The organism is Sphingobium sp. FW305-3-2-15-F-TSA7, assembly GCF_058787155.1.
The window spans coordinates 276,694-287,973 of the sequence record NZ_JBYSZM010000001.1 but is presented as its reverse complement, the minus strand read 5'-3'; the positions used below and the strand labels follow the sequence as shown (position 1 = coordinate 287,973).

The window sequence follows — 11,280 nt, the reverse complement described above, 5'->3', positions numbered from 1 at the left end:
CATTGACGCCGATCCCGCCGCCCAGCAGGAAACCGCTGATCGGAACCGTTCCACAGCCAGCGGTCGAAAATACGAGCCCTTTCGCCCGCAGCAGTCGGTTCAATCCGCTGCCGATGACTCCCGGACCGGCAACCACGCGCTTCGCGTCACGCGCGATCGATACACCGTCGAGCCGGCTGACGTCGAGCAGGATGCCGTCGTTGCGCAGAAAACAGGCGGACATGCTGTGGCCACCACACCGCGTCGTCAGACGTAACCCCTGCCGACGGGCGAAGTTCACCGTGGCGATCACGTCGTCCACATTGTCCGCCTGGACAATCAGTTGTGGTCGACGCGGCGCCTTGCTGTACTGCCAGATCATCGCGCGCCGCCACGTTTCGTAGGCGGCCTCCTCGCGAACTATGACGGTGCCCTGGATCTGCGCGCGAAGATCGCCGACAGCGGCAAGCGGATCGCCGCTTTTGCACGCTCGCACCAGCGTCGCCATCGCGGCGACCAGGCAGGCCCGAAGGACCGACCGCCTGGTTGGGGGCGTGAATGCCGGTTGCGATGACGGATTCATCGCATCACGCCTCGCGCACGCGGGGCCATGGTCATTTGGCCGAGACCAGGGTCTGCACTGCGAAGGCAATGAGCAGACGGCCCATCGGCGTTTCCGGGTCGAGCATGTCGAAATGCGCAGCCCCGGCAAGGTTCAGCACCTGGACCTGATCGCCCTTGGTGGTGGCGACCAGCCGATAGCGCTCCGCCTCCTCGGGCGCGAACGCGGACGCCGTCAGCAGGCCGGCGCGCACCCCCAGGGGTAGCATCTCGATCGGATTGCCCTGCTTGTAATGATCCGGCACTTCCCGCGGCGTCCCGCCGAAGAACTCGATCACGGACGTGTTCATGTTGCACTTGCGGGATTGATAGGGAAAACGGGTCATGTCCCCCTGCCCGTCGATATCGACGGCCGCCTTGATCGGAAGGGGATCGGCGCCGCGGATCGGGCTCGATCCGGGCAGCTTCGGCCGGCCGCCCAGCCAAAGCGCCGCATGGCCGCCGGCCGAGTGGCCGATCGCCATCACCCGGTCCAGGTCGAGCGGATACCGCTTTGCCAGGATGCGCAGATGATCGGTCGCCGCCGCCCAGTCCAGAAATGTCCCCGGCCAGCCCGCGCCGGGGTCGCCGAGCTGGCGATACTCGACATTCCAGCTTGCGATGCCTTGCTTCGCAAGGGCGGAAGATAGCGGATCGAGATAGCTCAGATCGGCGAAACCCTTGATACGGCAGCCGCCGTGCAGGATCACGGCAACGGGAAAGGGACCCTTGCCCTTTGGAACGCGCAATTTGCCGAACTGGAGCGGATCGCTGCCATAGGCTTCGATCACATCGGGCTTGAGGGTCGGCAATCGGGCCAGCGCGTCGGTCTCGGGATCGGCGCGAACCACGCTCGGTAGCGCCAGCATCAACGCGGACGCCGCAATCAATATCTTCGCTACCATCACGACACCTCCGAATTCGCCTTGGGATCAGGTCGCAGCGAGGCCCCGACGATCAACCGTCATGCCTGTCTCGGCATGAATGATATCATGGTCGCGGTCTCATCCAGGTCTTCACTTACCATCAACGGAAGAGCCGCGCCGAAACCACGCCCGGGCAACCTGTGACATCCCCAGCGATGGTCAGAACTTGAAGTCGACCCTCGCATAATAGAACCCGCCATTGATGCCATAGGCAGAGAAGGTCATCGGCGCATCATAGGTCGAGTAACCGGGTGAAGTCGTGAATACCGGCCCCGAGCCCGGGACGTTCACGACCTTCGGCGGCTTCTTGTTGAACAGATTGTTCGAACCGATCGAGAGTTTCAGGCCATCGAAGATCTCATAACCCACTTCCAGGTCCGTGACGGCGGCCGTGCCGATCTGGTTCTTGTAAAAGGTGCCCCCATTGGGGCTGTAGAGGATGAAGTGCTTCCCATAGACGGTTTCACGAGCCACGATCGAGAACCCATCGAGCGCCCAGTCGATGCTGCCGATGATCTTGAACTTCGGTGCGGAATTTTCGATCGTGCTGATCTCGGTGAGGTCGAACAGGTTCGGCGCCTTGATCTTCGTGATCTTGTTCCTGTTGTAGTTGCCCGACAGGCCCAGATCGAAGGTGCCGGCGTCGGTCGGCAGATGATAGCTGGCGACCACATCGATACCGTTGGTGCGGGTGTTCGCGCCATTGGTGAAGGATGCGACGCTCACCTGCGGAACGGTGGCGTCGATGGTCGTACCACGCGCTGCGATGGCAGCCAGCACCGCCGGATTGTTCACGGCGCCGCCACGGCCGAAGATCACGCCGCTGGCCAGGATCCGGTTACGGATGCGGATGTGATAATAGTCTGCGGTGATGGTGAGGCCGCTTGCCGGGCGCACGACGACACCACCGCTCATGCTGAAGGATTTCTCCGGCTTGAGATCGTCGAAGCCGACGAGCTTGGCCGCGGCCGTGTTGGGCGGCAGCTGAACCGATGCGTTGAGTGGCCCGACATTGGTCGACGAATAATATTGCTCGGCGAGCGTCGGCGCCCGGAAACCGTTGGAGACGGTTCCGCGCAACGCGAAGGCGTCGGTGAAGTCATAGCGGGCGGTCAGCTTGCCGCTGACGGCGCTGCCGAAGTCGGAATAATGCTCGTAACGACCGGCCATATCGATCTTCAGATTTTCGACCGGGTTCAAAGCGATGTCGACATAGGCGCTGACATTGTGGCGTGCATGCGTGCCGGCATCGACCGCCGTGCGGCCAGGCAGAGCCTGGGAGCCTTCCTTGTAAGTCGATGCCGCGTCGCCCTGGCCGATCGTATAGCTGTTCCGTCGATATTCGGCGCCGAAGGCCAGATTGACCGGCGTTGTGAGGCCGGCGTCAAATTCCTTGGTGAAATCGGCGTTGAGCGTGAGTTCGTCGCTGATGTACTTGCCGATGTAGAAATCCGTCGGCGTCGCATGCGTATCGATGAACAGCGACGCGTTCGCGGAATTCTCATTGTAGATTTTCTGCCGATCGCGGCCATAGGTCGCGCTGAGATCCCAGCCGAGCGTTCCGAATTCGCCCTTGGCGCCACCGGTGATCGAATAATCGTTCTCGTGGAACACGTCCTGCGGGGTGAAGCCTTCCGGCGCGAAGATGATAGCACCCGGCGTCGTCAGGGTAGCGGCGACACCCGGAACCGGTGAAGCGATGATGCGGTCGGGAACGCGATAGGACTGGTTCGACCGCGCCTTGCGATAGCTATAGGTGCCGAAACCGTACAACTGGATGCCGCCCAGGTCGTAGCCGGCATTGAATCCGCCTTGGATAAGGCTCGACTTCGGATCGCCGAACAGCCTGTTGACGTAAGGATAACCCGGGGCAGCACCGTAGAGCGCGATCTGTTGGGCAGAGAGGCCTGGTCGCAGGGTTCCGTCCGGCAGAGAGAGGCGGCGGTCGATACCGGCCGTGCGGCTGAAATTCTTGTACCGATACATGCCGGTGAAGTTGATGAAGCCGTTTTCGCCAAGCTTTGTGCCGAGATTCAGCGTGGCGGAATAGGTCTCGCCATCGCTCTTGTAATATTGCCCGGCGGTCGCGCTCAGCGAGCCGCCCTCCGCAGCGTCCTTGAGAATGATATTGATCACGCCAGCGATCGCATCCGAGCCATATTGGGCAGCGGCGCCATCCTCGAGGACCTCGATGCGCTTGATCGAACCCGGCGAGATGAAATCGAGATCCGGCGCCACGCCGCCGCGCGTCACGCCGGTGAGAACCGCGAGATTGGCGGTGCCATGGCGACGCTTGCCATTGACCAGTACCAGAGTGTGGTTCGGGCTAAGGCCGCGCAAGCGCGCCGACAAAGTCAGTTGGGCAGTATCCCCACCAAAGGCGGCGGCATTGAACGAGGGGACCAGCTGGGTGAGCACCTGGTTGAGGTTGGGCTGGCCGACATGCTCGATCAATTCTTGGCTGAGAAGCTTGACCGGCGCGGCGCTCTCGCCCGCGGTAAGGCCGCGTGTACGCGTGCCGGTGACGATGATGTCGCTGGACTGCGCGGCACTGCCCGCGTCGTCGGTCGCCGTCTGCGCGACCGCAGATGCCGGCGCCAATTGACCCGCGACCATGGCAATTGCCAAAGCCGTAGAGGATTTCATCAATCTCTTCATAACAACTCCCCTTTTTTATAATTTTATCGATAAGTATTTTATCAAGAAAGTTTAACATTCAACGAGACAGCAAATATAATCGACGCATTTTTTCTAATTTACGATTATATTCATTTCTGTTTGCGCACCCATCGGCGCATATTTTTCGTATCTATTGTGATGTTATCAGATGCTCCGCGCGAAAATCTCGGCAACGCGCTTCGTCGAAAGCTTCGTCGGCACCATCGCGATGGCCGGCTGCCACGATCTCGACCAGGCATTTGCGCGGCTTGGCCGCCAGGCCGACCTCGGCATTCCCCTGCGCCTTCTCGGCTTCGAACGCGACGGCGACGCGGGTCTTCATCACGGCACTCCAATCCATCGATCGATCGATAATGCCTAGCCCTGCCGGGATAAAATGATAATCACCATATTTATCAATTCATCGTTACTGTATGGGAATAATCCCGATGAAATCCTGGGACGGAATCGAAGAATTCGTGGCTGTGGCCAATGCTGGCAGCTTCGTGGGCGGCGCGCGTATCCTTGGGGTATCGACCGCGCATGTCAGTCGATCGATCTCTCGGCTCGAGGCGCGCGTTCACACCCAGATCTTTGTCCGCACGACCCGATCGGTTCGACTCACTGCGACCGGACAAACTCTTCTCGACCATTGCCGACGGATCATCTTCGAGCGCGATGAGGCTTTTGCGATGGTGGGCGAGAGCGGTGAGCCGCGCGGCGAGCTTCGCGTGACCTGCGCGGCAGCCATCGGCGAGCGTTTCCTCTCTCCGATCATCCTGCGCTTTTGCGAACGATATCCCGAAATCAGCGTGGTTCTCGAACTGAGCAACCGACTCGTCGATCTGGTCGGCGAAGGCTTTGACCTGGCGATCCGCACGGGCACATTGGCCGACTCCCGGCTGGTCGCAACGCGCATTGCCTCACGCAATTATTATGTGTGCGCGTCGTCGGACTATCTCGCGAAACGGGGAAAGCCCCGGCACGTCTCTGAACTGGGTGGTCATGACTGTGTGGCCGGACCGGCCACGACGTGGCACTTCAAGGTGAACGAACAGGATTATTTCCATCGTCCGCATGGGCGATGGCGCTGCAACAGCGCCCCTGCCGCGCTCGACGCGACGCTGGCGGGAATGGGCATCAGCCAGTTGCCGGAATTCTATGTGCTTCCGCACATCAACTCGGGCAAGCTGCAACCGATCCTGGACGAGTTCCGCCCCAGCGAGGAGCCCGTATGGGCTGTTTATCCCCAGCGCCGGCTTCTGCTTCCTAAAATCAGTCGCATGATCGAAACACTTCGAGAAGAGCTGCCCGCCGCGATGGTGAGTTCGGATCCGAAGGCAGGCACCTACGGTCTCGGGTAAACCAGACCAAGGCGATGGGCCGGTGGGCCGTCCAGGGCACCTTAACGGACGGCGGCTTTCGGGATCGCTCGGGAGCAAGACGAACGTCTGGAGTTGGGGCGCATTCCAGAACGGCAGCTTTCATACCACGTGCGAAAGGTGCAGATGGCCATGCCCCTGTCGCGATCCGTAGTCTTGATACGCGACCTGTCATTTCCGCGAAGCGGCTGCGCTCATATTGAGAGCAAATAGCAGTGGTGGATTCGAGGTGAGACGCCTCAGAACTCTGGTCGGTCAGCCCAGGTGGCGGTCGAACCAGGCCTTCTCCCGAGCGAGCAAATCCCTGATGTTGCCGGCGGTCGATATATCGTGGCCCTCGCCCCAGTAACGGGCGAGTTGAACGGGAACGCCAAGGCGAGCCAGCCGCGTGAACGCGCGCTCCGAGTCCGCCGTCCCCTTCGAGTCATATTCCCCCTGCTCAATGAGCGTCGGCGGCGAAGCGGCGCTGAAGTGATAGATTGGACTGTTCGCCACATAGCGATCGAAAGCGGCGTAGCTCGGCGCTCCCATGCGCCAAAAGGGCCCGTCCGGATCTTCAGCGAAAGCGATCTGGTTCGCGTAGAACCGATTGGGCGAACAATCGTCCATGGAGAATGACAGAGCGGGTCGTTCGCCGCTGGTGAAGAGATCGGGAAAGGGCGCCGAGGCGACGATCGCGGAAATTAGTTTCGATCGCCCGGCAACCGCCAAAGCGAGATAACCACCATTTGAATGCCCCCGCAGCCCGATACGGCCGGGAGACGCCACTTTCGAAACCAGGAGAGACCGGACGATGTCTTCGATCAGGGCACAGTAGTAGTCGATAGGGTTGTAACCAGACACATCGCCCACGAAATCCGGGAGGCTCGGCCTGATAACGACATATCCGACGGCAGCGAGATGATAGGCTGTCAGATCATAGAAATTCGAGGGATTGAATCCTGCCTGCGCGGTCTGCTCGGTGTAATTTCGGAAGGGATAGACATCGAGAATGACCGGATAGGTTTTCGAGGCCACATAGCCCCGAGGCAGCAACATTGAGGATATGACGGCTCGGCCGCCTTTGTCCGTCTGGCGATACGGTTGAATGGCGAAGCTGGCGATGCCCTTGGTCGCACCGGGTATCGATGTTAGCGCCCGCCAGGCTCCACCGTCCCGATCGCAGACCCACAGAATTTCCCCCTCCCGGGAACGCTCGATCCACACGATGCCCCCCGCGGCGAGCAGGCAGGCGGGCGTGAATCCGTCGCCCGGCGGGGTCACGCGCCCGAGAGCAAGACGCCCGGACACAATCGTGGCGCGTTGCAGAACTCCGTCGATCTTCAGCACCGCGACATCATTCCGCGTCGCAAAGCCGCCCGATTTAAGCACATTGATCGTGCCGAAATTCATCGTCTGGACGATCCGGCCGTTCACGAGATCGATCAGCCGGATTTCATTGGACGAACACATCACCACATGCCGATTGCCAAGGGCGAAGAGCTGCACGTTCAGCCCCAATCCCCTGTCGGCAAAATCGGTCGATTTTGCCGTCGAGGCTGCTCTGCGCTCCAGATCTCTTTCAGACCTTGCTTCTGCGTGGCTTAGACTGAGGGCGAGCAGTTCGGCGTGACGACGCGATCGCGCAGGGGCCAGAGCCGCGGCATTCTCCCCGTCCACTGCGCGCACGACACCGAAATTCTCTGGCCCCTGCTCCCCGACATCGAAACGCGGCGCGAAGACATGCTCGCGCGCACCCGACCAGCGCGGGGCATCGTCGTCGGATTGGAAACGAAAACCGCTTTGGGAACCGACAGCGACCTCGCGACTCCCACCGTCCACATCGATAAGGCTCAATCCGGTCTGCACCCGCGCATCGAGATTTTGGAAGGTGAATTCGCGATCGAACCTGCCAAGGTTCGGAGGTGCGAGCACGCCCGTCGCCAGAACGAGCGCTGCGCGCCGACGACTGGGTGACAATGTGACCGCGCGAATGGCGCCTGCGCGTATCTCGGTTACGGGTTCTCCGTTCTCGACCGACATCCGTACAAGCCGCGTGCCACGATTGCACACGGGCCCATCCATATTGTCCCATACGGTTACCGACTCCTCGCCGGCGCGGCTGCGCTGCCACAGCCTTGGGTAGACCTGCTCTCCGGCACCAGCCCGAAACGCTGAATTCATCTCGCCCTCAGGATGAAGCGCACTCAGAAAAGTGGTGGAATCCAGCCAGGCTCCCCAAATCCTGCCATCGCCAAAATAGGGGGACCTGCTCCCGAAATTGACCTCGACATCGACCGAGTCCTGCGAAAAGCGCCCCTGCTCTCCCGTCCGAACATCGATCCAGTTCGCGCGCGGAACGCCGTCACCCGCAGTGGACAGGAAGGCAATGCGGTTGCCGTCGGGAGACCAGATCGGCGCCCATGCCGCCGATGCATCGCGCCCGCCGAACGTCAGTTGGCGTAGCTTGCCGCTGGCAACTGTCAGCAGCCAGAGGTCGGATCTCGCTTCAAAATGATCGCCCGGGCGTGAGGGTTGTGATCGTGGACGCATGATTTCGACCAGCAGTTGCGCGCCGCCGGGCGATGGTCGAACCATATTGAAATTCGACAGGCCCAGGAAAGCGTCGATCAGCTCGTTAATGGGGCCCGTGGCGGCATTACCCTGAGCATATCCAGTCGCCAGGGCCAGCGGGCCTGCCGCGACGATCGCCGCGCCCTGTTTCAGGAAGGCGCGTCGATCGGCATTGCGACCAAGTGATCGGCCCCTCAGTTCACCGGTATAGTTCAAGGTCGTTCCCGTCCGCGTAGCGTATGGAGCGGCACGCGCACCTGCTTCGCAGGCGCTGGCGTGCGCTCGTTGAGGGGTGTGGCCCGCTTAGAAACGGGTCGAGAGGCGCACATTGAAATAGCGGCCGCGCCAGTCGCCCTGGGTTATGTCGAAGTTTCTCCCCGACGCCGCGGAATATTCCGGCAGTTTGTCGCCGATGTTCGCCACGGTGAACAGGATGCTGGCATGGGGAGACACCTCCAGGCGTGCCGACGCATCGAATATCCAGCGATCTCCCAGCGAACGCGTCGATGTCGCGCTGTCGAGATAGGAGCCGACATATCGGCCGGCGAAACCGAATTGCCACGGGCCGCTCTGGAGGCCGATATTGGCGCGGCCCTTCCATTTCGGGGCCCAGAAGTCGATCGCGCGAATGTTCAACCGATCCTCGACCGGCGCGCCCGGCACGAGCAGCGTGTCATATTTCGTCGTCCTCGAGGCACTTGCGCCGAGATTGATATCCCCGATCGGGGAGCTGAACCTGTATGACGCGTCGAGATCGATGCCCCCAACCGAGATCAGGCCGAAATTGGCATATTGCAGATCGACCTGCCGCACGGCGCCCGGCAGCCCGCCTGCGCTCGGGCCTCGCGTCACGAGCTGCGGGAACAGGCTCTCATTGTCGAGGATGGTCTGCGGAAAGAGCAGCGTGATCAGGCCCTTGATCCTGACCTTCCAGCCTGTCGCAGCCAGCCTCAGACCGGGAACCGACGGTGGCTGCCACACGATGCCGAGCATGGCGGCGCGACCGGTTTCGGCATCGAGCGACGCCGGCGGACCGAGCTGAACCACGCCCCCAAGCACGGCCTCGTTGTTGCGGCGCGGATCCGTGACCCCGAAGTCCTCGGTCGTGAAGGTCTCGGACTCCGAGTTCAGCTGGAGAAGCGAAGGCGGCTTGAAAGAGGTCGCAACGGCGCCGCGTATCGAAAGCCCGTCCCAGGGGCTCACCTCGAGACCAGCCTGATAGGTCGTCGCATCGCCATAATCGCTAAACGAGTCCCATCTGCCAGCAGCCGACACACTGACGATTTCACGGCCGGATCGATCGGCAATAAGAGGAATGTTCACTTCACCGAACACGGTTTCTGCATGCCTGCGCGTGTCGAAGTTCGAGCCCGGCGACTTTGAAATCCAGCTGTCTCGTGAAATCTCGCCACCCACGACAACGCCGATCCGACCGGCTGGGAGGCCAGCGAAGCCGCCGCGCACGAAGCCGTTGGCCTGATCGTGCCTTCCCGAACCCACGCGACTGACGACGTCGGCCCAGATCAAGCGGAGGACCGGATCGCTCGCAGCGCGGCCGGCGACGAAAGGATTAAGCGCGGTTGCGGGATCAGAGCTTGCAAGGGCAGCTGTTCGTGCCGCGGAACTGATCGGATTATTCTCGGTAATGCTCGTGCTGCTGTCGCGCGACGTCATCACCGTCGCCTCGAAATCCCAATCACCGGCGATCTTGCCGCGAGCACCCACCAGAAGCCGCTTGAACTCGGATTTGCGCAAGCGGCCAAGATAGCCATTTTCAATCCCGAGCTGCGTGGTGACCCGAACGGGAACGCCGAAGGGGTTGAAGGCATTTGATGCCGGAACGAGGACATTGGTCAGGGTGAGCGGATTGATGGCGATGTGGATGCGCTCGTTGGTGTATGTTCCCTCGCCGAACAGCGTCACGCTGTCGGACAACATATAGTCGCCAGCAACATGTGCGGCGTAGCGCCTGCTTTCGTTGACCAAAGACCAGCCCGGCGCTTCGCCAAATTGGCCGCAGAGATTGGGAATACCCGCGGACGGCGCGAAATCGGATATCCGCGGGGTCGCGCCAGCCGCAAGCGTCGGTATGCCGGCAAAGGTGGAGGCCAGACCGGGAAGATTGGCGGAGCTGTTGCTGCTCACGGTGCCAGGCATGCAGGCTCGCACGCGCGCATCGGTGCCTCCGAACCTGCGATAGTCGGCATCCCGGAAGAACTCGCGCTCGGACGAATAAAGCGGCGTAGTCCGGTTGGCCGAGCCGACAAACATGATCGAGCCACGCGAGAAACTGTGCCCCGCCGCGATCGATGCGGTGCTGTCCGTCGTGTCCCTGGCGAACCCATGGTTCGCGCTCAGCGCAATGCCGTCGATCGAGCGCTTGAGGACGACGTTCACCACACCGGCAAGGGCGTCGCCGCCGTAGATCGCCGAAGACCCGACGGGCAGAACGTCGATCCGTTCGACCGCTTCGAAGGGAATGGCGTTGAGATCGAAAACCAGGGCGCCCGACGCTGATCCGAACGACTGGAGACGCCGGCCGTTGATAAGCGTCAGGGTTGTCCCGATCGGCAGGCCACGAAGCTGCACGGTTGCGTTGATCGTAGAGGCATACGGCCCCGCGGACGGCGTGGTCACCGACACTTCGTTTAGGGTGGCCAGATACGATCCGATGTCGGTCTGGCCGCTGGTCTCGATGTCCTCGCGGGTGTGGGACTGGACCGGGAATTTGGCGGCGCTGGTCTTCAGGCGGCTGCCGGTCACCAGGATGTCGCTGCCCGTGCGCTCCCCTTCGTCCTGCAGAACCGAGGCGCTCTCCCGGACACGGGTCACCGCGATTTTGCCGGGGCTGTCCGTGCGTGAGGTGAAACCGCTTCCGGCGAGCAGGACGGCGAGCGCCACTTCGGGCGTTGCAGCGCCCCTGAACCCCCGCGACTGCGCGCCCCTGATCTCGTCGTCCTTGTAGATGATCGAAATTCCCGCTTGCCGGCCAAAGGCGGTGATCGCCGCTTTCAGGCTTCCTGCCGGGATGTTGAACGTCCGCTGCTGTGCGTGCGCCGACGTCGCGACGGCCAGGATGCTGCCAGCCGCCAGTGCCGCGATGAGTCTGTTTGTCTGCATATGCCCCCTCTTGAAAAGGGCCACCTCATGACGGCACCTTCACGGGTTGAGACAAATGGCTG

At 61.7% G+C, this 11,280-nt stretch carries 7 protein-coding genes; 2 read left to right on the top strand and 5 right to left on the bottom strand.

The window, feature by feature from the left end:
* From AC3WN8_RS01320 to AC3WN8_RS01310, 3 genes are all read right to left on the bottom strand, one after another.
* Positions 1–487: FAD-binding oxidoreductase (locus tag AC3WN8_RS01320; protein ID WP_492667554.1), on the bottom strand; the 487-nt coding region annotated here is incomplete at its 3' end.
* Positions 488–593: 106 nt separating this feature from the next.
* Complete coding sequence (locus tag AC3WN8_RS01315; RefSeq protein WP_492667565.1) at positions 594–1,484, bottom strand: alpha/beta hydrolase family protein; 891 nt, start codon at positions 1,482–1,484, stop codon at positions 594–596.
* Between the two features lie 180 nt (positions 1,485–1,664).
* Positions 1,665–4,163: a TonB-dependent receptor plug domain-containing protein gene (locus AC3WN8_RS01310; RefSeq protein WP_492667553.1), complete on the bottom strand. Its 2,499-nt coding sequence runs from the start codon at positions 4,161–4,163 to the stop codon at positions 1,665–1,667.
* Between the two features lie 169 nt (positions 4,164–4,332).
* Here AC3WN8_RS01310 and AC3WN8_RS01305 point away from each other — a divergent pair, with 169 nt between their 5' ends.
* Both AC3WN8_RS01305 and AC3WN8_RS01300 read left to right on the top strand, forming a co-directional pair.
* Positions 4,333–4,545, top strand: coding sequence for a hypothetical protein (locus AC3WN8_RS01305; protein ID WP_492667552.1), 213 nt, complete (start codon positions 4,333–4,335; stop codon positions 4,543–4,545).
* A gap of 67 nt (positions 4,546–4,612) precedes the next feature.
* A complete protein-coding gene (locus AC3WN8_RS01300; protein WP_492667551.1) occupies positions 4,613–5,527 on the top strand; it encodes a LysR substrate-binding domain-containing protein in 915 nt (304 codons plus the stop codon).
* Between the two features lie 273 nt (positions 5,528–5,800).
* Here the strand turns inward: AC3WN8_RS01300 and AC3WN8_RS01295 are convergent, their stop codons facing one another.
* Together AC3WN8_RS01295 and AC3WN8_RS01290 are read right to left on the bottom strand one after the other, a co-directional pair.
* On the bottom strand, positions 5,801–8,314 hold the full coding sequence (locus tag AC3WN8_RS01295; RefSeq protein ID WP_492667550.1) for a S9 family peptidase: 2,514 nt from the start codon (positions 8,312–8,314) through the stop codon (positions 5,801–5,803).
* An 87-nt stretch (positions 8,315–8,401) separates the two neighbouring features.
* On the bottom strand, positions 8,402–11,242 hold the full coding sequence (locus tag AC3WN8_RS01290) for a TonB-dependent receptor (RefSeq protein WP_492667549.1): 2,841 nt from the start codon (positions 11,240–11,242) through the stop codon (positions 8,402–8,404).
* Positions 11,243–11,280 lie beyond the last annotated feature (38 nt).

What these genes read in the sequence shown, in the direction of transcription:
- AC3WN8_RS01315 (WP_492667565.1), bottom strand. Translation starts at nt 1,484, where the DNA reads ATGGTAGCGAAGATATTGATTGCGGCGTCCGCGTTGATGCTGGCGCTA.
- AC3WN8_RS01300 (WP_492667551.1), top strand. Translation starts at nt 4,613, where the DNA reads ATGAAATCCTGGGACGGAATCGAAGAATTCGTGGCTGTGGCCAATGCT.
- AC3WN8_RS01305 (WP_492667552.1), top strand. Translation starts at nt 4,333, where the DNA reads ATGCTCCGCGCGAAAATCTCGGCAACGCGCTTCGTCGAAAGCTTCGTC.
- AC3WN8_RS01310 (WP_492667553.1), bottom strand. Translation starts at nt 4,163, where the DNA reads ATGAAGAGATTGATGAAATCCTCTACGGCTTTGGCAATTGCCATGGTC.